Consider the following 24,656-nt stretch of genomic DNA (forward strand, 5'->3'; position numbering starts at 1 on the left):
CGCTGTCGTCTCCAAGGCCCGTGCTACTGGGCAGTTCAGCGCATTCCAGCACGTCAGGGGCTGCTCTTCCAAACAGTGGGAAGCGGCGGTTCCCCGTGGTGTAAGCCTCAGATAAATCGGTCATAAAGAGCGAGCCCCGCCAAAAGGCGGGGCTCTTGTGAGCACAGCGACACCAGGTGACAGCGACGCGTGGCGGTCACCGGGCAATTCTCTGTCGAAACGTTATGAACATGGCGAGCGACCGTGTCAAAGGACACAGATCACTCCGTATGGACTACGGCAACTGCCGTACGGACCTGCCTACTTGAGACGTGCCATAAGTGCGTGTTCCACCAGCGTGATCAAGCCACTCTTTGCGTCCGCACGGTGTCGCGCGTCGGTCGTGATGATCGGAGTGCCGTCCCCGATCTGCAGCGCCTCGCGCACCTCGTCGGGCGTGTACGGCTGGTGGCCGTCGAAGCCGTTGAGGGCGATGACGAACGGCAGCCCGCTGTTCTCGAAGTAGTCGACGGCCGGAAAACAGTCGGCGAGACGGCGGGTGTCCACGAGCACGACCGCGCCGATCGCGCCACGGACCAAGTCGTCCCACATGAACCAGAAGCGGTCCTGACCGGGCGTACCGAAGAGGTACAGGATCAGGTCCTGGTCCAGGGTGATGCGGCCGAAGTCCATGGCCACCGTCGTGGTGGTCTTGTCCCCGGTGTGGGTGAGGTCGTCGATGCCGGCCGACGCGGACGTCATGACGGCCTCGGTGCGCAGCGGGTTGATCTCGGAGACCGCCCCGACGAACGTGGTCTTGCCCACGCCGAAGCCGCCCGCCACCACGATCTTCGCGGAGGTGGTGGACCGGGCCGGGCTCGAACCGCTAGAGCTTGCGAAGTCCACTGAGCACCCTTTCGAGCAGTGTCACGTCAGGCTGGCCACCGGCGTTCTCGTCGCCGCCGGGCTGGTGGATGGCGACGAGCCCGGCCTCGGCCAGGTCCGCCACGAGGATCCGGGCCACCCCGAGGGGCATCGCCAGAAGGGCCGAGACCTCGGCAACCGACTTGACCTCACGGCAGAGGTGGCAGATCCGCTGGTGCTCGGGGAGCAGCCCCATCAGCTGGGCCGGGTCGGCCGTGGTGCTCACCAGCGCCTCGATGGCGAGCTGGTAGCGGGGCCGCGTCCGGCCGCCGGTCATCGCGTAGGGACGCACCAACGGCTGGTCGCCCTCCAGTCCGTACGAAGGGTCCCCGTACGGGTTGTGTGAGGCGGTGGGCGGGGTCATGGATCCTCCGGGCGGGACAGCAGGTCATCTGCGTGTGCCGTCTGACAGAGCCGGTGGGGGCAGTGTGGCGGCCGGACGGTTGGTCAGTACGTTCGGTCGGTGGGGCGGCCGAAGGGGTAAGGCTTCGGAGCGTGCTCGGGCTAGTGGAGCAGGCTGCCCTGCAGCTCGGCGCGGAGGTCCGGGGTGAGGACGGCGCCCGCGCGGTCGACGAGGAGGGCCATCTCGTACCCGACGAGGCCGATGTCGCACTCGGGGTGCGCGAGCACCGCGAGGGACGAACCGTCGGAGACGGACATGATGAAGAGGAACCCCCGCTCCATCTCCACCACGGTCTGGGTCACCGTGCCGCCCTCGAAGATCCGGGAGGCCCCGGCGGTCAGCGAGGTCAGCCCGGAGGCGACCGCGGCGAGCTGGTCGGCGCGGTCGCGGGGGAAGCCTTCGGACATCGCCAGAAGGAGTCCGTCGGCGGAGACCACCACGGTGTGGGACACCCCTGGGGTGTTGTCCACGAAGTTGGTGATCAACCAGTTCAGATTCTGTGCCGCCTGGCTCATCGGGCTCAACTAACGCTCCTGCTGGTGAGTGGGGCGAGGGAAACTGCCTGTCTGGCCGGTGCCGGCCTGGCGCCCCTGCTGGATACCCCGACGGAGATTCGTCAGCCGGCCGCGTACGTCGTCGGGCGCACGCGAGACCTGCGGACCTGTGCTGTCCTGCTGCTGCTGGGCCGTGCCCGCGACCAGATTGGCCCGCGGGACCCGGCGCGGCAGTCCGGATGTGGTGACGCCGCCCGCGGACGGCTGCCGGACGCGCTCGGCCTGCCGGCCCAGTTCGTCGTTGGGGGAGGAACGCCAGTTCCCGGGGGTGCCGGCGCCGTTGGTGGCGTCGCCCGCCGCGGGCGCGGCGGCCGGGTCCTGGCGCTGGGGGCGCGAGGGGAGCGGGCGCTGCGGCGGCTGGGGCGCCTGGTGGCGCGCCGGCTCCGGGGCCTGGTGCTGCGGGGGCTGGTGCTGCGGGGGCTGCGGGGCCTGACGGCTCTGCTGCTCCTGCTGCGCGGCCCGGCGGCTCTGCTCCTCGGCGGCCTGCTGGTTCTGCTGCTGCTGGAACCAGTTGGTCTCCAGCGTGTCGAAGAGCGGCGTGCGCCCGTCGCCGGGGCCGGCCGGGGGCAGCGGCTCGGGCTCGGCGGGCTGCAGGTGCTGCGTGGGCTCCAGCGGCTGCGGGGCCTGCTGGTGGTGCGGCGGCAGCTGACCCTGCTGCGGAACCTGGCCCTGCTGCGGCGCGGTCGGCTGAGGTCCGGTCGGCTGGGGTCCGGACGGCTGCGGCTGCTGGGGGATGCCCTGGTGCGGGGCGCCCTCGCCGCGGCGCGGGGCCGGCGGACGCGGCACGGTGTAGTCGGGCATCTCCCGGTTGCCGTGCTGCGCGGGACCGCCCGCCTGGTGCTGCGGCCTGCCCTGCGGATCGTCCTGCCGGAAATCGTTCCGGGCGCTCTGGTCGACGGGCCGGCCGGGCTGCTGACCGCCACCGCCTCCGAAGACGTCCGAGCGGACGAACTGGCCCGTGGAGCCGTTGTCCTGCGGCGCGGGCGCGCCGGGCGCCGGGCCGTCGAAGTCGGGGCGGGGGAACTCGGCGGTGGAGCCGGGACCCAGCGGGTCGTCGGGGGCCGCCTGGGCGAACTGCCCGGTGGACTCGGGCTCCTCGTGCCCGCGCGGGGTGTCGAAGGGCTCGCGCGAGATGTGCGGCTGCGCGTTCTCGTCGCTCCAGCTGGGCACGCGCGGGGCCGGCTGGTCGCCGCCCGGCACGCTCGGCGCGGGGTTGCCGCCGGGCAGCTCGGCGCGCGGACCACCGCGCGGCGGCAGCTGCGGCCTGCGGCCCTGGCCGGCCTGGTCGTTGCCCGCGCCGGAGCCGGCCGGGGGGTTCATGGCGTTCGTACGCTGCTGGGGCACCGGAGGCTGCGGCGCGTTGCCGCCGCGGCCGCCCTGCGGAGCCTGCGGCTGACCGCCCTGCGGACGCTGCTGGCCCTGGCCCTGTCCGGTGTCCCGGGAGGGCAGCGCGGCCCGTGGACCGGAGCCCGCGACCTGCTGGCGGGGCGCGCCGGCACCGAGCAGACCGGGGCCGCCCTGACCACCGCCGCCGGGACCGCCGCCGGGACCACCGGCGAGCGCCGGACCGCCACGGCCGGGGCCCGCGGTCAGACCGGGGCCGCCGTTGCCCGTGCCGGCGCCGCGGCGCGCGGCCGCGGCACCCGCCGCGGCCTGGGCCGCCGCGGGACCACCGGTCGGGGAGGGCGCGCCGGGCTTGCCCGGCACCTTCTTGCCGCCCTGGGCGACGTCGACGGGGAGCATGACCAGCGCGGTCGTGCCGCCGGAGTCGGACGGCCGCAGCTGGATGCGGATGCCGTGGCGCTGCGAGAGGCGGCCGACCACGAACAGGCCCATGCGGCGGGAGACGGAGACGTCCACGGTGGGCGGCGACGCGAGCCGCTCGTTGATCGCGGCGAGGTCCTCGGGGGAGAGGCCGATGCCGGTGTCGTGGATCTCGATCAGGACGCGGCCGTCGGGCAGCGCGTGACCGGTGACCTTGACCTTGGTCTGCGGCGAGGAGAACGAGGTCGCGTTCTCCAGCAGCTCGGCGAGGAGGTGCACGAGGTCGTTGACGACGCGTCCGGCGACCTCGGTCGCGGGGACCGAGGAGAGCTCGATGCGCTCGTACTGCTCCACCTCGGACGCGGCGGCACGCAGCACGTCGACGAGGGGGACGGGGCGGGTCCAGCGGCGGCCCGGCTCCTCACCGGCGAGGACGAGGAGGTTCTCGCCGTTACGGCGCATGCGGGTCGCGAGGTGGTCGAGCTTGAAGAGCGAGGAGAGCTGGTCCGGGTCGGCCTCGCGCGACTCCAGCTCGGAGATGAGCGAGAGCTGGCGCTGGATGAGGCCCTGCGAACGGCGCGAGAGGTTGGTGAACATCGCGTTGACGTTGCCCCGCAGGAGGGCCTGCTCGGCGGCGAGGCGGACGGCCTCGCGGTGCACGTCGTCGAAGGCCGCGGCCACCTGGCCGATCTCGTCCCGGGAGTGCACACCGACGGACTCGACGGAGGTGTCGACGTCCTGCGGGTCCGACTCGGAGAGCTGCTTGACCAGCTCGGGCAGGCGGTCCTGGGCGACCTTGGTCGCGGTGTCCTGGAGCCGGCGCAGCGAGCGGATCATGGACCGGGCGACGACGAACGCGCCGACGAGCGAGACGCCGAGCACGAGGAGGATCAGCGCACCGTTGAGGATGGCCGACTGCTCCGACTCGTTGCGCAGCTCGCGGGCCTTCTGCTCCATCTCGCCGAGCAGCGTCAGCTCGATCTTGGACATCGCGTCGATCTTGGTGGTGTCCGCGTCGACCCAGTCCTTGTAGGACCGCTTGTCCTGGAGCTTGATGCCGCCTTCCTGCTCGAGGACGCGCTTGGCGTACTCGTTGGCGGCCTTGACCGCGGGGTTGGCGCCGTCGATGGGCTTGGTCAGCTCACCGGCGTTGCCCGCGTAGATCTTGCTGAACGTCTGGAGCTCCGAGCGCTCCTTTTCGTTGGCGCTGAGGCCGAAGGTGCGGTCGGTCTCGGAGATCTTGCCGTACTGGCTGTCGTTGGCGGGCAGGGCCGCGGCGATGATCGCGCGCTGGACGGACGCGTACTCCTTGGCGGAGGAGAAGGCGGCCAGCGAGCGCGTGCGCTGGATCATGTCCGGGTTGCTCGTCGCCTGCGCCATGTCCTGCGAGAGCTTGAGCAGCTGCTCGACGAGCTGGCTGTACGCCTCGACCGTCTGCGAGGTCGACTTCTCGTCCTTGAACGCGTTCTTGCGGACGTCGTTGATGCCCTGGAGCTGCTGGGTGATCTGGACCGCGCTGTGCCGGACGCCGAGAAGACCCTTCTCGCCGTCGGTGTCGTTGAGGTCCTGGGTGCCCTGGAGGAAGTTGCGGTAGACGCGGTCGGTCTTCTCGCGGGCGCCCTTGACGGTGTAGTCCGAGGCGTCGGCGCCGTGCGCGAGGGGGCCCGCCGACTTGTCGCGCTCCTCCTGGAGCGCCGCGGCCAGCTCGGTGGCCTGCTTGGTCATCTCGGTCAGCAGCTTCATGTTGTCGAGCTGCTGGATCTCGTCCATGGACGAGTTGATGCGGAGCGCGCCGAGCGAGGTCGCGGTGATCACGGGGAGCGCGAGCAGCGAGACCAGGCGGGTGGAGATGCGCCAGTTGCGCAGGGCTATTCGCGAGCCGGGACCGGTGGGCGTCTTGGTGCCGGCCGAACCCTTGCCCTTGCCCTTGGCCGGGGCGGCCGCCGTGCCGCCGCCGGCGGACCCCTGGCGTGCGCCGGGGCCGCTGTCGCCGGGCGCACCCGGTCCGGGGTTCTGGGCGTGCTGGGGCGAGGAGCCGCGCTCCGGCTCCGCCGGAGCACTTCCTCGGCCGTGGTCGGCCTGGGGAGACCCCTTGCCATCCCTCTTGAAACGTCCCTGCACTAGCGTCGCAACCTCTGGACCAGGCGTCCTGCCGGATAACGGCGGGACGGTGTCGGCGTCGTGGGGCGGCGAACGCCCCATGGTGGTCGTTGAGTGACCGGCGCTGCTCCCCCTTCCCGCCGCCACTCGGCGCTGTTGCGCCCCTGCGCGCCGGTTCGATCCCGCGGCGGTCCCGGGAATTCCAGCACAGTGCCGGATCTCCAACAAGGCCCGTGTGTCGCGCCGCGACCTACGTGACACGGTGTGAGTGAGGGGTGACGAGACGTAGAAAGTGATCTGGTCCAAAACGGACCCTTACCCACAAAGCTCCTGGCGGCAGGGGGTGTCCCAGTCTTCATGATCAAGAGCGGAATGGTGGCTTCAGTGGCGCAATGTCCGTTTCCAACTGGCGGAACCCGGGCCTGAATTGACCCTTTTGTCGGCTCCCTCGTGAGCAAACTCACACGAAGATCATGGCGTCTTCCGGACTTTGGCCGGGAATTGGATGTTTAGCCTGACGCTTTACAGGGATGGCGAATCCGACAACCGCGTCCGCCACACGACGCCACAACCGACAAGGTCCGAACAGCAGATGAAGACTGTGAAGTCGACGATGTTCCGCAACATAGCCAACCCGCGCCGCACCACGCTCGCGCACCTCACGGACGCGGACGAGTTCCAGGCCGCGCCCGAGCAGCCGGAGCACGCCGTCGAACTGCCGACGCAGACCGCCAACCCCAAGCGCACCATCCTCATGGACGCCCCGGAGGCCGCCACCCCCTCCGCCGTCTAGAGGCGGCCCCACCCGGAGGAATGTCGTCAGCAGGCCACAGGCCCCCGCGTTAGCCTGGGGTGTCACTCCGCAAACCACCCCAAGAGGCTAGAGCGTGCGCATCGCCAGGTTCTCCATCGACGGCAATGTCGGCTACGGCGCGGTCGAGGGGGAGAGCGCCCCCGGCAAGGAGGGCGAGCTCGTCCTCGACATCATCAAGGGCATCCCGTACGCCGACTTCGAGCTGTCCGGCACCAAGGTCCCCCTGAGCAAGGTCCGCCTGCTGCCGCCGGTGCTCCCGAACAAGATCGTGGCCTTCGGCCGCAACTACAAGGAACACGCGGCGGAGCTCGGCAACGAAGTCCCCGACGCCCCCTTCGCGTTCTTCAAGCCGTCCACCTCGCTGGTCGGCAGCGGCGACGCCATCACGTACCCCTCGTTCTCCGAGGAGCTGCACCACGAGGCCGAGCTGGCCGTGGTCATCGGCCGCATGTGCCGCGAGGTCCCGCGCGAGCGGGTCAAGGACGTGATCTTCGGCTACACCTGCGCCAACGACGTCACCGCGCGTGACGTCCAGCGCCGCGAGAAGCAGTGGGCCCGCGCCAAGGGCTTCGACAGCGCCTGCCCGCTCGGCCCCTGGGTGGAGACCGAGCTCGACCCGAGCGACCTCACCATCCAGTGCACGGTCAACGGACAGCAGCGCCAGCTCGGCCGCACCAGCGAGATGACCCACTCCATCGAGGATCTGATCGTCAACATCTCCGAGGCCATGACGCTGCTCCCGGGCGACGTCATCCTCACGGGCACCCCGGCAGGCGTCGGGCCCCTCAACGTCGGCGACGAGGTCGCCGTCACCATCGAAGGCATCGGCACTCTCACCAACAAGGTGATCAAGCGTGGCTAACGCGACCCCCGTACGCGTACGGTTCTGTCCCTCGCCGACCGGCAACCCCCACGTGGGCCTGGTCCGCACCGCTCTCTTCAACTGGGCCTACGCCCGGCACAACGGGGGCACCCTGGTCTTCCGCATCGAGGACACCGACGCGGCCCGCGACTCGGAGGAGTCGTACGAGCAGCTGCTCGACTCGATGCGCTGGCTGGGCTTCGACTGGGACGAGGGCCCCGAGATCGGCGGCCCCCACGCGCCGTACCGCCAGTCGCAGCGCATGGACATCTACCGGGACGTCGCGGCCAAGCTCCTCGACGGCGGCTACGCCTACCCCTGCTACTGCACCACCGAGGAGCTCGACGCGCGCCGCGAGGCCGCCCGCGCCGCCGGCAGGCCCTCCGGCTACGACGGCCACTGCCGCGACCTCACCGCCGAGCAGAAGCAGGCGTACGAGGCCGAGGGCCGCAGCCACATCGTCCGCTTCCGGATGCCCGACGAGGCCACCACCTTCACCGACCTGGTCCGCGGCGAGATCACCGTCCAGCCGGAGAACGTCACGGACTACGGCATCGTCCGTGCCAACGGTGCCCCGCTGTACACGCTGGTCAACCCGGTCGACGACGCGCTGATGGAGATCACCCACGTCCTGCGCGGCGAGGACCTGCTCTCCTCCACCCCCCGCCAGATCGCGCTCTACAAGGCCCTGATCGAGCTCGGCATCGCGAAGACGATCCCCGAGTTCGGCCACCTGCCGTACGTGATGGGCGAGGGCAACAAGAAGCTCTCCAAGCGCGACCCGCAGGCCTCCCTCAACATCTACCGCGAGCGCGGCTTCCTCCCCGAGGGCCTGCTGAACTACCTCTCCCTCCTGGGCTGGTCGTTCTCCGCGGACCAGGACGTCTTCTCGATGTCCGACATGGTGGCGAAGTTCGACGTGGCGGACGTCAACCCGAACCCCGCCCGCTTCGACCTGAAGAAGGCCGAGGCGATCAACGCCGACCACATCCGCATGCTGGACGTGAAGACGTTCGCCGAGGCCTGCGAGCCCTGGCTGCGCGCCCCGCACGCCAACTGGGCCCCCGAGCAGTTCGACGAGGCCGCCTGGCAGGCCATCGCGCCGCACGCGCAGACCCGCCTCAAGGTCCTCTCCGAGATCACGGACAACGTGGACTTCCTCTTCCTGCCGGAGCCGGTCTTCGACGAGCCGTCCTGGACGAAGGCCATGAAGGAGGGCTCCGACGCCCTCCTGCGCACGGCCCGCGCCAAGCTGGAGGCGGCCGACTGGACCTCCCCCGACTCCCTCAAGGAGGCCGTCCTGGCCGCCGGCGAGGAGCACGGCCTGAAGCTCGGCAAGGCCCAGGCCCCGGTCCGCGTCGCCGTCACCGGTCGCACGATCGGCCTGCCCCTCTTCGAGTCCCTGGAGATCCTGGGCAAGGAGAAGACGCTCACCCGCATCGACGCGGCCCTGGCGAAGCTCGCCGCGTAACGACGCGTACGCAGCCGAAGGACCCGGAAGCCATCACGGCTCCCGGGTCCTTCGCATACGGTCGAACCATGCCGACCGGGGGATGACCCCCGAACCCCCAGCCAGGAGGCGGGAGTGCGGCTACCGTCGGCGGTATGCCGATCAAAGCCGTGGTCTGGGACATCGATGACACGATCTTCGACTACGCGCGTGCCGACTCCGCCGGCATGCGGGCGCACCTCACCGCCGAGGGCCTCCTGGAGCGGTACGAGTCCGCCGAGCGCGCCCTCGCCCTGTGGCGGCGGCTCACCGAGCGCCACTGGGCCCGCTTCGGCGCCGGTGAGGTCGCCTTCGAGCAGCAGCGGCGCGACCGCGTACGGGACTTCCTCGACGCCCCGGACCTCTCCGACGACGACGCCGAGGCCTGGTTCGCGCGTTACGTCGGTCACTACGAGTCGGCCTGGTCCCTCTTCCCCGACACGCTCCCCGCCCTGGACGCCCTCGCCCGCGACTACCGCCAGGCGGTCCTGTCCAACTCCGCCCTGGCCGTACAGGACCGGAAGCTGACCGTCCTGGGCATCCGCGGCCGCTTCGAGGCGGTCCTGTGCGCCGCCGACCTGGGCTTCTCCAAACCCGCCGCGGAAGCCTTCCAGGCCGTCTGCACGGCACTGCGCCTCGAACCCGCAGAGATCGCCTACGTCGGCGACCAGCCGGAGATCGACGCCCGGGGCGCCAGGGACGCCGGCCTGCTCGGCATCTGGCTCGACCGCAACGGCTCGGCGCAGGACGGCCCGACGGGCGTACACCGCATCACGCGTCTCTCCGAGCTCCCCGCGCTGCTGCGGGCGAATACCCGTTTTGGAGCGCCGTCCACCTTCGGGTAATGTTCTTCCTGCGCCGCCCGAGAGGGCCGAAAGGTCCGGTCGGGAAGCGCACATCAAACAGAAATCCCGCAAGGGGTTGAGTTTTGATGGCCTATGGTGTAATTGGCAGCACGACGGTTTCTGGTTCCGTTAGTCTAGGTTCGAGTCCTGGTAGGCCAGCTCGCAGAGCTCATCTGCAAAAAATGTGGATCTCGTCCACGAAGCCCCCGTTGTGTAGCGGCCTAGCACGCTGCCCTCTCAAGGCAGTAGCGCCGGTTCGAATCCGGTCGGGGGTACAGATCCTTCCCGCGGGAACAGATCGGGTCGCACCCACTGTTACTGATGCAGGATCGCTAGGGCCCCCGTTGTGTAGCGGCCTAGCACGCCGCCCTCTCAAGGCGGTAGCGCCGGTTCGAATCCGGTCGGGGGTACTGTAGGTCCTAGACTTGGTCTAGACCACATTGGGCTATGGTGTAATTGGCAGCACGACGGTTTCTGGTTCCGTTAGTTTAGGTTCGAGTCCTGGTAGCCCAGCTGGATCACGCGGAGACGCACGATCCTCGCCCCCGTTGTGTAGCGGCCTAGCACGCCGCCCTCTCAAGGCGGTAGCGCCGGTTCGAATCCGGTCGGGGGTACAGAACGGCAAGGGGCCTTCCCATCAGGGAGGGCCCCTTCGTCATGCCCGGACCCGTCCCCGTCCCGTCCGGCCCTATCCGCCCCCGTCCGCCCAAATCCGTTCCGGGCGTGGCCAGTTGGCGCCCTCCTGTGAGCCGGAGACCTCTCGTGCATCCCTCTTGCACCCTCTCTTGGAGAGTGCCACTATCCATTATGGGTAGCGGAGCTATCCAAAGCGGGGTCCGGGCTTCACGGAGGGGGAACTGCCATGAGCACCAAGCCGATTGACGGACGCATGACCGCCGAGGCCGACGGGGAGGTGGTCGTCTTCCACATCGGGATGCACATCAATCACTTCCGTGCCGTCCGCAGCTGGTGGCCCGTCTTCCGGGCCATGCCGCGCATGCTCGACGAGCTGTCGCGGGACGAGGAGAGCGGACTGCTGGGCTACCGGCTGCTCCTCGGCGGGCCGCGCCTGATCTACGTGGTCCAGTACTGGGAGTCCCAGGAGAAGCTGCTGGCCTACTCGGCGGCGACGGACAAGGAGCACCGGCCCGCGTGGACGGCCTTCAACCGCCGTCTGAAGCAGGGCAGGGGCAAGGTCGGCTTCTGGCACGAGACCTTCGTCGTCCCGGCCGGCGCGTATGAGGCCGTGTACGTGAACATGCCGCCGTTCGGCCTGGGGGCCGTCTCCGGCGTGGTCCCGGTGGGGCGTCGCGGGGACCGGGCGGCCGACCGTCTGAAGGCGGCCTGAGGGCTCGCGGACCGCGGAGGGGCTTGCGGGCCCCAGAGAAGAGTGAAGCGCCGGAAGGGGCCGCCGCGGCGTTGAGGCGGTGTCCTTCCGGCGCCGTGTACGAGGAGCGGCGCCACCGGCGCCGGTGGCGTCAGCCGCCCGAGCGGCGCAGTGCCTCGGAGAGGCGTCCTGCCGCGTCGATGACCGCCTGGGCGTGCATGCGGCCCGGGTGGCGGGTCAGGCGCTCGATCGGACCGGAGACCGAGACGGCGGCGACCACACGGTTCGAGGGCCCGCGCACGGGTGCGGAAACCGACGCGACGCCCGGTTCGCGCTCGCCGATCGACTGGGCCCAGCCCCGGCGGCGTACGCCCGAGAGGGCCGTGGCCGTGAAGCGGGCGCCCTGGAGGCCGCGGTGCAGGCGCTCCGGCTCCTCCCAGGCCATCAGGATCTGCGCCGACGAGCCCGCCTTCATGGTGAGCGTCGAGCCGACCGGGACGGTGTCCCTGAGGCCCGAGAGGCGCTCCGCCGCCGCCACGCAGATGCGCATGTCGCCCTGCCGGCGGTAGAGCTGCGCGCTCTCGCCGGTGACGTCGCGCAGGTGCGTGAGGACCGGGCCCGCCGTCGCCAGCAGGCGGTCCTCGCCGGCCGCCGCCGCGAGTTCCGCGAGACGAGGGCCGAGAATGAAACGGCCCTGCATGTCGCGCGCCACCATCCGGTGGTGTTCCAGTGCCACGGCGAGTCGGTGGGCCGTGGGTCGTGCGAGCCCGGTGGCCGCGACCAAGCCCGCGAGGGTGGCCGGACCGGACTCCAGAGCGCTCAAGACAAGGGCCGCCTTGTCGAGAACGCCGACGCCGCTAGAGTTGTCCATGCGTCGATACTCCCGTCTCACTCTGTGAAACGCAAGTTCAATTTCCCGTGGAACCCGCCACTCTGTAGGAGCGATCCGCGGACCAACGGATCGGCGGTCCACGTGCGGCACGAGGCGTACGCACGTCGACGAACGGATTCTCTAGTTGGGCCGGCGAACAGGCCGGTCGGAGGGAAAGCGATGGGTAGGACACTCGCGGAGAAGGTCTGGGACGACCACGTCGTCCGGCGCGCCGAGGGCGAGCCCGACCTCCTCTTCATCGATCTGCACCTGCTGCACGAGGTGACCAGCCCCCAGGCCTTCGACGGCCTCCGGCAGGCCGGCCGTCAGGTGCGGCGGCTCGACCTCACCATCGCCACCGAGGATCACAACACCCCGACCCTCGACATCGACAAGCCCATCGCCGACCCGGTCTCGCGCGCCCAGCTGGAGACGCTGCGCAAGAACTGCGCCGAGTTCGGCGTGCGCCTGCACCCGCTGGGCGACGTCGAGCAGGGCGTCGTCCACGTGGTGGGACCGCAGCTGGGCCTGACCCAGCCCGGCACCACGGTGGTCTGCGGCGACTCGCACACCTCCACCCACGGCGCGTTCGGCGCGCTGGCGTTCGGCATCGGCACCTCCCAGGTGGAGCACGTCCTCGCCACCCAGACGCTGCCGATGGCCCGCCCCAAGACCATGGCCATCACCGTCGACGGCGAACTGCCCGACGGCGTCACGGCCAAGGACCTGATCCTCGCGATCATCGCGCAGATCGGCACCGGCGGCGGCCAGGGCTACGTCCTGGAGTACCGCGGCGCGGCCATCGAGAAACTCTCGATGGAGGCCCGCATGACCATCTGCAACATGTCCATCGAGGCGGGCGCCCGCGCCGGGATGATCGCCCCGGACCAGACCACCTTCGACTACCTCGAGGGCCGCGCCCACGCCCCGCAGGGCGAGGAGTGGGACGCCGCGGTGGCGTACTGGAAGACCCTGAAGACCGATGACGACGCGGTCTTCGACGCCGAGGTCTACATCGACGCCGCCTCGCTGGCCCCGTTCGTGACCTGGGGCACCAACCCGGGCCAGGGAGCGCCCCTTTCGGCGCACGTCCCCGACCCGGCTTCGTACGAAGACGCTTCGGAGCGCCACGCCGCCGAAAAGGCCCTGGAATACATGGGGTTGACCGCCGGGCAGCCGCTGCGCGACATCAAGGTCGACACCGTCTTCGTAGGCTCCTGCACCAACGGGCGCATCGAGGACCTGCGGGCGGCCGCCTCCATCGTCGAGGGCCGCAAAGTCGCCGACGGCGTACGGATGCTGGTCGTCCCCGGCTCGGTCCGGGTCGCCCTGCAGGCCGTCGAGGAGGGCCTGGACAAGGTCTTCACCGCCGCGGGGGCCGAATGGCGGCACGCCGGCTGCTCGATGTGTCTGGGCATGAACCCCGACCAACTCGCGCCCGGCGAGCGCTCGGCCTCCACGTCGAACCGCAACTTCGAGGGCAGGCAGGGCAAGGGCGGACGCACCCACCTGGTCTCCCCGCAGGTCGCCGCCGCCACCGCGGTCACCGGCCACCTGAGCTCGCCCGCCGACCTGTCCGACGCCCCCGTGACCGCCGGAGTCTGAGAACCATGGAAGCATTCACCACGCACACCGGCCGGGCCGTGCCGCTGCGCCGCAGCAACGTCGACACCGACCAGATCATCCCCGCCCACTGGCTGAAGAAGGTCACCAGGGACGGTTTCGAGGACGGACTCTTCGAGGCCTGGCGCAAGGACCCCGAGTTCGTCCTCAACCGTCCGGAGCGGCAGGGTTCCACGGTCCTGGTGGCCGGCCCCGACTTCGGCACGGGCTCCTCCCGCGAGCACGCGGTGTGGGCGCTGCAGAACTACGGCTTCAAGGCTGTCATCTCCTCGCGCTTCGCCGACATCTTCCGGGGCAACTCGCTGAAGAACGGCCTGCTCACCGTGGTGCTCGACCAGCGGGTGGTGGACGCGCTCTGGGAGCTGACGGAGCGCGATCCGCAGGCCGAGATCACGGTTGACCTGCGGGATCGCCAAGTCCGTGCCGAGGGCGTCACCGCCGACTTCGAGCTCGACGAGAACGCCCGCTGGCGTCTGCTGAACGGTCTGGACGACATCAGCATCACGCTGCGGAACGAGCCGGACATCGCCGCGTACGAGACCAAGCGTCCTTCGTACAAGCCGCGGACCGTTCAGGTCTGACACCCCGCAACACCCCGCGGGACCCCGATGTACCCCCAATCGTGGACGGTTGGGGGTACATCTGTGTGCGGCCTCCGAGGGGCACCCGATGACCTGAACGGGTGGTCTCAACTCCCTTGTCCGAGAAGGAAGAAGAGGCTGGAAATCCCCTTGTACTCGGCGGGACGGGGTACCCTCAGGAGGGCGGCGGACGGCGGCAGTTACCCCCTGCGGAGGCGACAACTCGCCCCAGATGGCACAATCGGTGCATGGGACGTGACAGCCAACTCGAGCTCTACGGGCTCGTCGCGGACCAACTGAAGGAAGCGCACGCAAGAGTGCGCGCACTGCAAGTCCCGGAGGGCGTACGGATGGCGCTGACCCGGAAGCTGCTGGTCATTACGGCCGCGGCCAAACACGATCTGGCCGATGCGGCAAGGCGTCTGGAGCGATTGATGGCGTCCCTCGACGAAGCTGACGAGGGCCGATTCCCCCAAGACACCTGATCCGCAGCCTCAACGGGCCTTCGAGGAACTCTGAGATGGGCCACTTCGTTGCGGCACAAGGGTGATTAGCCCGTTTCGTGTTTGATTTGCGGTATATATCTGCCTAACGTGCGAAAAAGCCGGAGTATTTCGCTCCCGGCAATGTCTCCGAAGGGGAAGACGTGAACAAGGCGCAGCTCGTAGAAGCGATTGCCGACAAGGTGGGGGGCCGCCAGCAGGCCGCCGACGCCGTCGACGCGGTCCTGGACGCCATCGTCCGTGCCGTGGTCAGCGGGGACCGCGTTTCGGTCACCGGTTTCGGCTCGTTCGAGAAGGTCGACCGCCCGGCCCGTTACGCCCGCAACCCGCAGACCGGGGAGCGCGTGCGGGTCAAGAAGACCTCGGTTCCGCGGTTCCGCGCGGGTCAGGGCTTCAAGGACCTGGTGAGCGGCTCGAAGAAGCTCCCGAAGAACGACGTCGCGGTCAAGAAGGCGCCCAAGGGCAGCCTGACCGGCGGCGCTTCGGCGACCGTCAAGAAGGCCGCGGCCAAGAAGGCCACCGCCAAGAAGACGGCGACCAAGGCGACGGCGAAGAAGGCCACCGCCAAGAAGACCACCGCCAAGAAGACCACGGCGACGGCGAAGAAGGCGGCCGCCGCGAAGAAGGCCACCCCCGCCAAGAAGACGGCGACGAAGTCGACGGCCACGAAGGCGACGGCGAAGAAGACCACCGCCAAGAAGGCCGCCCCCGCCGCCAAGAAGGCCACGGCGAAGAAGACCGCGCCGGCGAAGAAGGCCACCGCCAAGAAGGCGCCCGCCAAGAAGTCCACGGCGCGCAAGACGACCGCCAAGAAGGCCACGGCCCGCAAGAAGTAAGGGCACGAGGGCACTCACGCGCCGGGCCGGACTCCCACGGGGGAGCCCGGCCCGCGTCGTGTGTACGGACGGTTCTCCCGCGCCATGCCCCGCCGTGCGGCCACGTGGCTCAGAACGTCTGCAGCGTCACCAGCGTGATGCGGCGCGCGGCGCCCTCGCCGTCCACCTCGATGCGGACGCGCTGCCCCGGCCGCAGCAGCCGCAGCCCGCCCGCGTCGAACGCGGGGGCCTCGAAGGGCACCGGAGTGCCGTCGTCGAGCAGCACGCTGCCGCTGCGGGTCTCGGAGTCGTACGTGTACGCGGTGGCCTGCATGGGGAGCAGCGTACTCAGTCGGCGATGAGCAGCCCGGCCGCGGCTGCCGCGGTGTGCGGGCCCACCCCCAGCGCGAGAGCCGCCCGCAGGTCGTCCCCGGTGTCCACGTCCTGGCGCAGGGAATCGACGCCGTCGGGCGAGAGTTCCACGGCTCCGGACGCCGCGTGCCGCGCACGGGAATCCGTGCCGAACGCCGGCCGCAATTCCGCTCCGGCCGTCGCGCACAGCAATGTCGTCCCGATTCCCGCCGCGTCCGGCATGAATGCGCGGGGAAATGCGGAGGCCGCATCGAGGGCGCGGGACAATTCCGCGGGACGCAGCGCGGGAAGATCGGCATTCAGGGCCGCGACGGGCGCCCGGGGCCGTTCGGCGCGCACCAGGGCCGCTCCGTGGGCCAGCGCGGCGTTCAGGCCACCCCCCGGCGCATCGGGCACGACCCGCGCGCCGAGGGCCGTCAGCTCGCGGCGCGCCAGGGCGTCGTCCGTGACGACCGCCACATCCCGTACCGCAGGGCACGCCAGCACCGCGGCCACGGTGTCCTGCGCGAATGCCAGGGCAAGCCCGGGGCGCAGCCCCTCCCCGGAGGCGGCGGCGAGCCTGCTCTTGGCGTGCGCCAGCGGTTTCAGGGGGATGACCAGGGTCCACTGCACGGGCGCTCCGTCCTTCGCTTCGGGCCCATTGTGACCTGCTGGGGGGAGCGGGCGCGGGGGAGTGGGAAGGGGGGCGCGCACAGCGCCCCGGCACAGGAGCGGTGGCGGGAGACGGGTGGGCGTACGGTGTTCTCGACAGACCGGCAGCCTGGGGCGACACTTGTGCGGCCGACCAGGCTCATGGAGGAAGGTGTCCGCGTGTCCCGCCGCAGAATCGGCTTCTGGTACCGCCTTGCGGCGGTGATTGCAAAACCGCCGCTGGTGGTTCTGTTCAAGCGGGACTGGCGCGGAATGGAGCACATTCCGGCCGAGGGTGGATTCATCACCGCGGTGAATCACAACTCCCATATCGACCCGTTCTCGTACGCGCACTTCCAGTACAACACCGGACGAGTGCCGCGTTTCCTGGCAAAGGACGGCCTTTTCAAGCGCGGCTTCGTCGCCAAGGTCATGAAGGGCACGGGCCAGATCCCGGTCTACCGCGAGACGACCAACGCGCTCGACGCGTTCCGGGCCGCGGTCGCCGCCATCGAGCGCGGTGAGTGCGTCGCCTTCTACCCCGAGGGCACCCTCACCAGGGACCCCGACATGTGGCCGATGACGGCCAAGTCCGGTGCCGCGCGGGTGGCGCTGGAGACCAAGTGCCCGGTGATCCCCGTCGCGCAGTGGGGCGCCAACCTCGCCCTCCCGCCGTACAGCAAGAAGCCCGCCTTCTTCCCGCGCAAGACCCTCCAGGTGAAGGCCGGGCCCCCCGTCGACCTGTCGCGCTTCCACGACAAGGAGCCGACGCCCGAGGTACTGCGCGAGGTGACCGAGACCATCATGGCCGCGATCACCGAACTCCTGGAGGAGATCCGGGGCGAGAAGGCCCCCGAGACGCCGTACGACCCGCGCAGGGCACGGCTGGAACAACGACGCAAGGCAGCCGGCCGCCGCGCCGCGCAGAGCACCGCAGACAGCACCCCGGAGGACAGCAAGTGACGAACCCCGTGAACCCGGCCGGGCCCGTGCGGGCCGCCGTCTTCGGAACGGGCTCCTGGGGTACGGCCTTCGGCATGGTGCTCGCCGACGCGGGCTGCGACGTCACCCTGTGGGGCCGCCGCGCCGAACTCGTCGACGCGGTCAACTCCACGCGCACCAACCCGGACTACCTCCCCGGCGTCGCGCTCCCGGCGAACCTCCGCGCCACCACCGACCCCGCCGCGGCCGCCGCGGACGCCGACTTCACGGTCCTCGCCGTCCCCTCGCAGACCCTGCGCGGCAACCTCGCCGAGTGGGCGCCCCTGCTCGCCCCCGACACCGTCCTCGTCTCCCTCATGAAGGGCGTCGAACTCGGCTCCGCCATGCGGATGAGCGAGGTCATCGAGGACGTCACGAAGGTCCCCGCCGACCGCGTCGCCGTCGTCACCGGACCTAACCTCGCCCGCGAGATCGCCGCGCGGCAGCCCGCCGCCGCGGTCGTCGCCTGCCGGGACGAAGCCATCGCGCGGCGGCTCCAGACGGCCTGCCACACGCCGTACTTCCGCCCGTACACCAACACCGACGTGGTCGGCTGCGAGCTCGGCGGCGCCGTGAAGAACGTCATCGGCCTCGCCGTGGGCATCGCCGACGGCATGGGCCTCGGCGACAACGCCAAGGGCTCGCTCATCACCCGCGGCCTCGCCGAGACCACCCGGCTAGGTCTCGCCATGGGCGCCGACCCGCTGACGTTCTCCGGACTCGCGGGCCTCGGCGACCTGGTGGCGACCTGCTCGTCGCCGCTGTCGCGCAACCACACCTTCGGCACCAACCTCGGCAAGGGCATGACCCTGGAGGAGACCATCGCGGTCACCAAACAGACCGCCGAAGGCGTCAAGTCCTGCCAGTCCGTGCTCGATCTGGCCCGCCGCCACGGCGTCGACATGCCGATCACGGAGACGGTCGTCGGCATCGTGCACCAGGGAACGCCCCCGGTGGTCGCCCTCAAGGACCTCATGTCCCGCAGCGCCAAGCCCGAGCGCCGCTGACGGCACGCCTGACTACTTCCGGGGCAACGGGTACTCTCAACGCGATATGAGCAGCGAGAACCTCCCCCAGAGCCCTGAGCCGCGCCCCGAGCCGAGCTCTGGGCAGCCGCTCCGCAAGCCGCGCGTGGCCGTCGTGTTCGGCGGCCGCAGCTCGGAGCACGGCATCTCCGTCGTCACGGCCGGCGCCATCCTCGGCGCCATCGACCGCACCAAGTACGACGTCCTGCCGATCGGCATCACCACGGACGGCCGGTGGGCGCTGACCGCCGACGAGCCCGAGCGGATGGCCATCACCGACCGCAGGATGCCGAACGTCACCGAACTCGCCGACTCCGTGGACGGCGGCGTCGTGCTCCCGGTCGACCCCGGCAACCGCGAGGTCGTCTACAGCGAGCCCGGCTCCGTGCCCAAGGCCCTCGGCGAGGTCGACGTCGTCTTCCCGATGCTGCACGGTCCCTACGGAGAGGACGGCACCCTCCAGGGCCTCCTGGAGCTCTCCGGAGTGCCCTACGTCGGCTCGGGCGTCCTCGCCTCGGCCGTCGGCCAGGACAAGGACTACATGAAGCGGGTCTTCGCCTCCTTCGGGCTGAACGTCGGCCCGTACCTGGTGATCCGGCCCCGCGAGTGGCGGCAGGACGAGGCGGGCGCCCGGCAGCGGATCGCGGACTTCGCCGGCGAGCACGGCTGGCCGCTGTTCATCAAGCCCGCGCGCGCGGGCTCCTCGATCGGCATCACGAAGGTCGACTCCTTCGACGGCCTCGACGAGGCCATCGCCGAGGCGCAGCGCCACGACCCGAAGATCCTGATCGAGGCGCTGCTGCGCGGCCGTGAGATCGAGTGCGGCGTGCTGGAGTTCGAGGACGGCCCGCGCGCCAGCGTGCCGGCCGAGATCCCGCCCGTACAGACGCACGACTACTACGACTTCGAGGCGAAGTACATCGACTCGACGCCCGGACTCGTGCCCGCGCCGCTGACGCCCGAGCAGACCGCCGAGATCCAGCGGCTCGCCGTCGAGGCGTTCGAGGCGGCCTCCTGCGAGGGACTGGTCCGCGCCGACTTCTTCCTCACCGAGGACGGCCGGTTCGTGATCAACGAGATCAACACGATGCCCGGCTTCACGCCCATCTCGATGTACCCGCAGATGTGGGAGAAGAGCGGCGTCGGCTACGCGGAGCTGGTGGACCGCCTCATCCAGGCGGCCCTCAACCGCTCCACCGGGCTGCGCTAGCGCACACCGGGACCGCGCGGGCCGTGCGGCCCGCGCGGGCGGGGGTCAGGCGATCCCCTTGGGGATGGTCCTCTTGATGGGGGCGGCGAAGTCCGTGAGCGGACCGAGGCCGTCCCCCGTCCGCTCCGCGGGCAGCGTCACCTCCACATAGGCGAGCCGCGCCCCGGTGGTGAAGGTGTACGACCCGTCGTCGCGCTTCTGCAGGAGCCAGGCGACGCCGTTCACCCGCACGCCGTTCTGCCCCGCGTAGGCCGGGTCGATCATCTCGGGGGGCCGCCGCACGCCGCAGCGCAGTATGATCGCCGGGTCTCCCCACCCGGCGGTCAACTCCGACTTCGGCCCCGGGTCGGTGCGCCCCAGCCCGTCGATCTTCTTCGGCAGCTGTTCGTGCAGGTCCCGGCAGAGTCCGGCGGTCTTCGCGTCCGGGGACGGAACCACCACCGACGCCTCGTCGTCCGTAGTTGAGCAGGCCGCTGTCGTGATCAGCAGAGCGACGGCGGACGTTCCTGTGAGACAGCGGCGCCGGAGACGGGGGAAGTTCACCGGGCCAGGGTAGACGGGGGCTACAAGTGCACGACCGGGCAGGTCAGGGTTCGGGTGATGCCGTCCACTTGCTGGACCTTGGCGACCACCATGCGGCCGAGTTCGTCGACCGTGTCCGCCTGGGCGCGCACGATGACATCGTAGGGTCCGGTCACGTCCTCGGCCTGGATCACTCCTGCGATCTTGCCGATCAGCTCGGCGACGGTCGACGCCTTGCCGACCTCTGTTTGGATCAGGATGTACGCCTGTACCACGGAACCTCCAGGGCGGCCACGAGGATCATGTGGGGAGAAGGGACGCCACGGTACCGCGTCGCCGCTCGCCGCGGGGAGACCCGGGGGACCTGTGGCGCGCACATCGTGGTGGACGGACAACAGAAGTTGACGGTCACCTCGACCGTACCGACGACAGAGGCGGCTCGCGACCGGGGGCCGGGCAGCGTGAAAGGCATGGTGAGACTCGGTGAAGGGATCCGTGGGCGAGTTGGGGGAGTTCGGGCTCATCAGAGAGCTCACCTCACGGCTCACCACCACCCCGGCCGTACGGCTCGGCCCGGGCGATGACGCCGCGGTCGTGTCCGCTCCGGACCGCAGGGTCGTGGCGAGCACCGACATCCTCCTGGAGGGGCGGCACTTCCGCCGCGACTGGTCGACCGCGTACGACGTGGGCCGCAAGGCCGCCGCGCAGAACCTCGCCGACATCGCGGCGATGGGCGCCGTGCCGACCGCGCTGCTCCTCGGCCTGGTCGTGCCCGCCGAGCTCCCCGCGAGCTGGCCCACCGAGCTGATGGACGGCCTCAGGGACGAGTGCCAGGTGGCGGGCGCCGCCGTCGTCGGCGGCGACGTCGTACGCGGCGACACGATCACCGTCGCCATCACCGCCCTCGGCGACCTGCGCAACCACGAGCCCGTCACGCGCGCGGGCGCCCAGCCCGGCGACGTCGTCGCCGTCACCGGCTGGCTCGGCTGGTCCGCGGCCGGGCACGCGGTCCTCTCCCGCGGCTTCCGCTCACCACGCGCCTTCGTGGAGGCCCACCGCAGGCCCGAGCCGCCCTACCACGCGGGCCCCGCCGCCGCCGGCCTCGGCGCGACCTCCATGACCGACGTCAGCGACGGCCTCATCGCCGACCTCGGGCACATCGCCGAGGCCAGCAAGGTCCGCATCGACATCCGCTCCCAGGACGTCGACGTGCCCTCACAGATGAACGACATCGGGCAGGCCGTCGGCGTCGACCCGCTGCAGTGGGTGCTCAACGGCGGCGAGGACCACGCCATCGTGGCGACCTTCCCGCCGGACGTGAAGCTGCCCGCCCGCTGGAAGGTCATCGGCGAGGTCCTCAATCCCTCCGCGCTGCCCCAGGTCACCGTGGACGGCGCCCCCTGGACCAGCAAGGGCTGGGACCACTTCGGGGACAACGGAGAAGAGGGGTGAACGCCCCGCCGCGCGTCCTGACCGTCGCCGGCTCCGACTCCGGGGGCGGCGCCGGCATCCAGGCCGACCTGAAGACGATGCTCGCCCTCGGCACGCACGGCATGAGCGTCGTCACCGCCGTCACCGCGCAGAACTCCCTGGGCGTCCAGGGGTTCTGGGAGCTTCCGGTGGAGGCGGTGCGGGCCCAGTACCGCAGCGTCGTCGACGACATCGGCGTACAGGCCGTGAAGACCGGCATGCTCGCCTCCGCGGAACTCGTCGAGGAGGTCGCCGACCTGCTCGCCGGCACGGACGCGCCCGCCGTCGTCGACCCGGTGGGCGTCTCCAAGCACGGGGACCCGCTGCTCGCGGCCTCCGCGCTGGAGTCGGTGCGCACCAGACTGCTGCCGGTCGCCACCGTCGCGACGCCCAACCTCGACGAGGTGGCGCAACTCACCGGCATCGAGGTCGACTCCGAGGACGGCCTGCGGCGCGCCGCCGCCGCCGTCCTCGCGTACGGCCCGAAGTGGGTGCTCATCAAGGGCGGCCACCTCAGCGGCGACGCCGTGGACCTGCTCACCGACGGCACCGAGGAGCACGTCCTGCGCGCCCCCCGCCACGACAACCGGCACACCCACGGCACCGGCTGCACCCTCGCCAGCGCGATCGCGGCGCGGCTGGCGAAGGGGGACAGCGTGCCGGGGGCCGTGACGGCCGCCAAGGAGTACGTGACCGGGGCGATCGCCGCGGGCTTCGCGCTCGGCGACGGGATCGGCCCGGTGGACCACGGCTGGCGGTCCGGCGGGGCGTAGCTTCCGGCCCGCGCCGTCTGCCCTGGCGGCCAGGCCCCCCAGGGCAGACGAAAGAGCCGGCCCCCCAGAAGGGGACCGGCTCATTCAAGCAACCAGCTAGGTGGCCGCGCTGGCGTCAGCGCGAGACCTTGCCGGCCTTGATGCACGAGGTGCAGGCGTTGAGGCGCTTCGGCGTCCCGCTCACCACGGCACGCACACGCTGGATGTTCGGGTTCCAGCGACGGGGCGTACGGCGGTGCGAGTGCGAGATGTTGTTGCCGAAGCCCGGCCCCTTGCCGCAGACGTCGCAGTTGGCAGCCACGGGTCACTCCAAAGACTTCAGATGCACTTACGGTTAATCCCGGCATGCCGGGATCAGTGCAATGATCGAAGTGGCGTTGCCAGGAGGAATGGCCCGATGGGTATCGGGCAACCGGAGCAGCATACAACGACTGCTTCGATAGAACGAAACTACCACGGACGGCCCGGCCCCCGCCGCGGCCCTCGCGTTCACCCGGGGTCTACGCTGCGTCCATTCCGGATGGTCAAGGAGGCGAAACAGGTGCCGCAGAACCTCGACGCGGTCGCGGTGCGCGCCTGGTGCCGACTGGCTCTGGACGCCCTGGGCAGGGCCCGCGAGGAGATCGACGCCATCAACGTCTACCCCGTCGCCGACGGGGACACCGGCACCAACCTCTACCTGACCGTGGAGTCCGCCTCCCAGGCGGTCGACGCCGCGTTCACGGGCCACGAGCCGGCCCTCCCGTCGCTCGCCGAGACCGTGCGGGCGATGGCGCACGGAGCGCTCCTGGGGGCCCGCGGGAACTCCGGCACCATCCTCTCGCAGCTGCTCCGGGGGATGGCCCAGGTCATCGCCGCCGAGGAGGCACCGGACGGCCCGCCCGCCGGTGACGGAGATCACGTGGACGGCCGGACGCTGGAGCGCGCGCTGCGACAGGCCGCCGAATCCGCCTACCAGGCCGTCGCCCACCCCGTGGAGGGCACCGTCCTGACCGTGGCCACCGCCGCGGCCGACGCGGCGACCGGCGCCGACGGCCACGGCTACGGCGGCTGCGGAGCCGTGGCCAGGGCGGCGTACGACGGCGCCTGCGCGGCCCTGGAGGCCACCCCCGGCCAGCTCGCCGCGCTCGGCCGCGCCGGAGTCGTGGACGCCGGCGGCCGGGGCCTCGTGGCGGTCCTCGGGGCGCTGGTCGGCGCCCTCTCCGGCGAGACCGTGGTCCACCGGGGCGCCGCCCGGCACGCGCGCGTGGAGGACGCCGAGTGCGAGGACCAGCCCGGCGACGCGGGAGGCCCCGCCTTCGAGGTGATCTACCTCCTGGAAGCCGACGACACCGCCGTCACCCGGCTGCGGGACCGGCTCGACCGGCTCGGCGACTCGCTCGTCGTGGTCGGCGGCGACGGCCTCTGGAACGTCCACGTCCACGTCGACGACGCCGGAGCGGCCGTCGAGGCGGGCGTGGAGGCGGGCCGCCCGCACCGCATCCGCATCACCCACTTCGGGGCGGGCGACGCGCACACCACCGCACAGCCGCCCCGGGAACGCGCGCAGCGCGCCATCGTCGCCGTCGTCCCCGGCGAAGGCCTCGCCGGCCTCTACGGCGAGGCCGGGGCCACCACCGTGCCCACGCGCGCGGGGGAGCCGCCCGGCAGCGGTGAACTCCTCGACGCGATCCGGCGGGCCCACGCCCGCGAGGTGGTGCTCCTGCCCAACGACGCCGAGCTGCGGCACACCGCGGCCGCCGCCGCCGAACAGGCCCGCACCGAAGGCGTACGGGTCGCGCTGATCCCCACCCGCTCCGCGGTCCAGGGCATCGCGGCGCTCGCCGTGCACGAACCGGACCGCCGCTTCGACGAGGACGTCGTCGCCATGACCTCGGCGGCCGGCGCGACCCGGTACGGCGAACTGGCCGTCGCCGAGCGGCAGTCCTGGACCATGGCCGGCATCTGCCAGGCCGGCGACGTGCTCGGCATGATCGACGGCGACGTCGCCGTGATCGGCGCCGAGGTGGCCCGCACCGCGGCCTCCGTCCTCGACCGGATGTTGTCGGCCGGCGGCGAGATGGTCACGCTGGTGCTCGGCGAATCCGTGCCCGACACCGTCGCGGAACAGCTGGAGAAGCACGTGCGCGAGGCGTACCTCGCCGTCGACACGGTGGTCTACCGCGGCGGCCGGCAGTCGGCGCTGATGTTGATCGGCGTGGAGTAGCCCGGCGTATCCC

The 24,656-nt window shown here is 70.9% G+C and carries 25 protein-coding genes and 5 tRNA genes; 20 read left to right on the top strand and 10 right to left on the bottom strand.

Translation table 11 applies throughout. The features are described from left to right. Positions 1-300 precede the first annotated feature (300 nt). From ACZ7DY_RS33480 to ACZ7DY_RS33495, 4 genes are all read right to left on the bottom strand, one after another. The gene (locus ACZ7DY_RS33480) at positions 301-885 is read right to left on the bottom strand and encodes a GTP-binding protein (protein ID WP_471142235.1); all 585 of its coding nucleotides are present in this window, start codon (positions 883-885) and stop codon (positions 301-303) included. Then, complete coding sequence (locus ACZ7DY_RS33485; RefSeq protein WP_471142237.1) at positions 866-1,267, bottom strand: DUF742 domain-containing protein; 402 nt, start codon at positions 1,265-1,267, stop codon at positions 866-868. Before ACZ7DY_RS33485 ends, ACZ7DY_RS33480 begins: the two co-directional genes overlap by 20 nt. Before the next feature lie 140 nt (positions 1,268-1,407). Then, entirely contained in the window at positions 1,408-1,821 is a 414-nt protein-coding gene (locus ACZ7DY_RS33490) for a roadblock/LC7 domain-containing protein (protein ID WP_030787430.1), read from the bottom strand. A 9-nt stretch (positions 1,822-1,830) separates the two neighbouring features. Beyond that, entirely contained in the window at positions 1,831-5,745 is a 3,915-nt protein-coding gene (locus ACZ7DY_RS33495; protein ID WP_471142240.1) for a sensor histidine kinase, read from the bottom strand. A gap of 571 nt (positions 5,746-6,316) precedes the next feature. Between ACZ7DY_RS33495 and ACZ7DY_RS33500 the strand changes: the two genes are divergently transcribed. From ACZ7DY_RS33500 to ACZ7DY_RS33545, 10 genes are all read left to right on the top strand, one after another. Continuing rightward, a complete protein-coding gene (locus ACZ7DY_RS33500; protein ID WP_471142243.1) occupies positions 6,317-6,517 on the top strand; it encodes a hypothetical protein in 201 nt (66 codons plus the stop codon). A 94-nt stretch (positions 6,518-6,611) separates the two neighbouring features. Further along, positions 6,612-7,400: a fumarylacetoacetate hydrolase family protein gene (locus tag ACZ7DY_RS33505; protein ID WP_471142245.1), complete on the top strand. Its 789-nt coding sequence runs from the start codon at positions 6,612-6,614 to the stop codon at positions 7,398-7,400. Continuing rightward, complete coding sequence (gene gltX, locus ACZ7DY_RS33510) at positions 7,393-8,871, top strand: glutamate--tRNA ligase (RefSeq protein WP_471142248.1); 1,479 nt, start codon at positions 7,393-7,395, stop codon at positions 8,869-8,871. Before ACZ7DY_RS33505 ends, gltX begins: the two co-directional genes overlap by 8 nt. A gap of 134 nt (positions 8,872-9,005) precedes the next feature. Further along, positions 9,006-9,734 carry an HAD family hydrolase gene (locus ACZ7DY_RS33515; protein WP_471142251.1) on the top strand — a complete coding sequence of 243 codons (729 nt, stop codon included), beginning with the start codon at positions 9,006-9,008 and terminating at the stop codon, positions 9,732-9,734. Positions 9,735-9,821: 87 nt separating this feature from the next. Then, positions 9,822-9,893, top strand: a tRNA-Gln gene (locus ACZ7DY_RS33520). A gap of 43 nt (positions 9,894-9,936) precedes the next feature. Next, a tRNA-Glu gene (locus ACZ7DY_RS33525) sits at positions 9,937-10,009 on the top strand. A gap of 62 nt (positions 10,010-10,071) precedes the next feature. Continuing rightward, a tRNA-Glu gene (locus ACZ7DY_RS33530) sits at positions 10,072-10,144 on the top strand. Positions 10,145-10,175: 31 nt separating this feature from the next. Continuing rightward, positions 10,176-10,247, top strand: a tRNA-Gln gene (locus ACZ7DY_RS33535). A 28-nt stretch (positions 10,248-10,275) separates the two neighbouring features. Next, positions 10,276-10,348: transfer RNA gene (locus tag ACZ7DY_RS33540), tRNA-Glu, on the top strand. A 248-nt stretch (positions 10,349-10,596) separates the two neighbouring features. Then, positions 10,597-11,082: a DUF4188 domain-containing protein gene (locus tag ACZ7DY_RS33545; RefSeq protein ID WP_471142253.1), complete on the top strand. Its 486-nt coding sequence runs from the start codon at positions 10,597-10,599 to the stop codon at positions 11,080-11,082. Positions 11,083-11,212: 130 nt separating this feature from the next. Here ACZ7DY_RS33545 and ndgR read toward each other — a convergent pair whose 3' ends face one another. After that, positions 11,213-11,932 carry an IclR family transcriptional regulator NdgR gene (gene ndgR, locus ACZ7DY_RS33550; RefSeq protein ID WP_468336647.1) on the bottom strand — a complete coding sequence of 240 codons (720 nt, stop codon included), beginning with the start codon at positions 11,930-11,932 and terminating at the stop codon, positions 11,213-11,215. Positions 11,933-12,112: 180 nt separating this feature from the next. On the opposite strand from ndgR, the gene leuC reads away from it, so the two are divergent. The 4 genes from leuC to ACZ7DY_RS33570 all read left to right on the top strand — a co-directional run bounded on the left by leuC (position 12,113) and on the right by ACZ7DY_RS33570 (position 15,475). Continuing rightward, positions 12,113-13,537 carry a 3-isopropylmalate dehydratase large subunit gene (gene leuC, locus ACZ7DY_RS33555; RefSeq protein ID WP_471142256.1) on the top strand — a complete coding sequence of 475 codons (1,425 nt, stop codon included), beginning with the start codon at positions 12,113-12,115 and terminating at the stop codon, positions 13,535-13,537. A 5-nt stretch (positions 13,538-13,542) separates the two neighbouring features. After that, entirely contained in the window at positions 13,543-14,136 is a 594-nt protein-coding gene (gene leuD / locus ACZ7DY_RS33560; RefSeq protein ID WP_471142258.1) for a 3-isopropylmalate dehydratase small subunit, read from the top strand. Positions 14,137-14,384: 248 nt separating this feature from the next. Next, complete coding sequence (locus ACZ7DY_RS33565; protein ID WP_471142259.1) at positions 14,385-14,621, top strand: SCO5555 family protein; 237 nt, start codon at positions 14,385-14,387, stop codon at positions 14,619-14,621. Positions 14,622-14,782: 161 nt separating this feature from the next. Continuing rightward, the gene (locus tag ACZ7DY_RS33570; protein ID WP_471142263.1) at positions 14,783-15,475 is read left to right on the top strand and encodes an HU family DNA-binding protein; all 693 of its coding nucleotides are present in this window, start codon (positions 14,783-14,785) and stop codon (positions 15,473-15,475) included. A 109-nt stretch (positions 15,476-15,584) separates the two neighbouring features. Here ACZ7DY_RS33570 and ACZ7DY_RS33575 read toward each other — a convergent pair whose 3' ends face one another. Together ACZ7DY_RS33575 and cofC are read right to left on the bottom strand one after the other, a co-directional pair. Continuing rightward, entirely contained in the window at positions 15,585-15,788 is a 204-nt protein-coding gene (locus ACZ7DY_RS33575) for a hypothetical protein (RefSeq protein ID WP_451515758.1), read from the bottom strand. Between the two features lie 14 nt (positions 15,789-15,802). After that, complete coding sequence (gene cofC / locus ACZ7DY_RS33580) at positions 15,803-16,438, bottom strand: 2-phospho-L-lactate guanylyltransferase (RefSeq protein WP_471142265.1); 636 nt, start codon at positions 16,436-16,438, stop codon at positions 15,803-15,805. Between the two features lie 198 nt (positions 16,439-16,636). Here cofC and ACZ7DY_RS33585 point away from each other — a divergent pair, with 198 nt between their 5' ends. Genes ACZ7DY_RS33585 through ACZ7DY_RS33595 form a run of 3 tightly spaced genes read left to right on the top strand, consistent with a single transcriptional unit; the run spans position 16,637 to position 19,672 of the window. Next, positions 16,637-17,419 carry a lysophospholipid acyltransferase family protein gene (locus ACZ7DY_RS33585; RefSeq protein WP_471142268.1) on the top strand — a complete coding sequence of 261 codons (783 nt, stop codon included), beginning with the start codon at positions 16,637-16,639 and terminating at the stop codon, positions 17,417-17,419. Next, on the top strand, positions 17,416-18,444 hold the full coding sequence (locus ACZ7DY_RS33590) for an NAD(P)H-dependent glycerol-3-phosphate dehydrogenase (protein ID WP_471142271.1): 1,029 nt from the start codon (positions 17,416-17,418) through the stop codon (positions 18,442-18,444). The genes ACZ7DY_RS33585 and ACZ7DY_RS33590 overlap by 4 nt, the downstream gene beginning before the upstream one ends. Positions 18,445-18,490: 46 nt before the next feature. Next, positions 18,491-19,672 carry a D-alanine--D-alanine ligase family protein gene (locus tag ACZ7DY_RS33595; RefSeq protein WP_471142274.1) on the top strand — a complete coding sequence of 394 codons (1,182 nt, stop codon included), beginning with the start codon at positions 18,491-18,493 and terminating at the stop codon, positions 19,670-19,672. 45 nt (positions 19,673-19,717) lie between these two features. Here ACZ7DY_RS33595 and ACZ7DY_RS33600 read toward each other — a convergent pair whose 3' ends face one another. Both ACZ7DY_RS33600 and ACZ7DY_RS33605 read right to left on the bottom strand, forming a co-directional pair. Continuing rightward, on the bottom strand, positions 19,718-20,215 hold the full coding sequence (locus tag ACZ7DY_RS33600) for a DUF3515 domain-containing protein (RefSeq protein ID WP_471142277.1): 498 nt from the start codon (positions 20,213-20,215) through the stop codon (positions 19,718-19,720). 20 nt (positions 20,216-20,235) lie between these two features. Beyond that, the gene (locus ACZ7DY_RS33605; protein WP_361720591.1) at positions 20,236-20,469 is read right to left on the bottom strand and encodes an Lrp/AsnC ligand binding domain-containing protein; all 234 of its coding nucleotides are present in this window, start codon (positions 20,467-20,469) and stop codon (positions 20,236-20,238) included. A gap of 208 nt (positions 20,470-20,677) precedes the next feature. On the opposite strand from ACZ7DY_RS33605, the gene ACZ7DY_RS33610 reads away from it, so the two are divergent. Then, entirely contained in the window at positions 20,678-21,646 is a 969-nt protein-coding gene (locus ACZ7DY_RS33610; RefSeq protein WP_471142278.1) for a thiamine-phosphate kinase, read from the top strand. Continuing rightward, complete coding sequence (thiD, locus tag ACZ7DY_RS33615) at positions 21,643-22,437, top strand: bifunctional hydroxymethylpyrimidine kinase/phosphomethylpyrimidine kinase (protein WP_471142279.1); 795 nt, start codon at positions 21,643-21,645, stop codon at positions 22,435-22,437. Before ACZ7DY_RS33610 ends, thiD begins: the two co-directional genes overlap by 4 nt. Positions 22,438-22,552: 115 nt before the next feature. On the opposite strand, the gene rpmB is transcribed toward thiD, so the two are convergent. Continuing rightward, positions 22,553-22,738 carry a 50S ribosomal protein L28 gene (gene rpmB, locus ACZ7DY_RS33620; protein WP_016642993.1) on the bottom strand — a complete coding sequence of 62 codons (186 nt, stop codon included), beginning with the start codon at positions 22,736-22,738 and terminating at the stop codon, positions 22,553-22,555. A gap of 219 nt (positions 22,739-22,957) precedes the next feature. Between rpmB and ACZ7DY_RS33625 the strand changes: the two genes are divergently transcribed. Then, complete coding sequence (locus ACZ7DY_RS33625; protein ID WP_471142281.1) at positions 22,958-24,643, top strand: DAK2 domain-containing protein; 1,686 nt, start codon at positions 22,958-22,960, stop codon at positions 24,641-24,643. Positions 24,644-24,656: the final 13 nt, after the last annotated feature.

Source organism: Streptomyces sp. NPDC037013 (assembly GCF_055607265.1).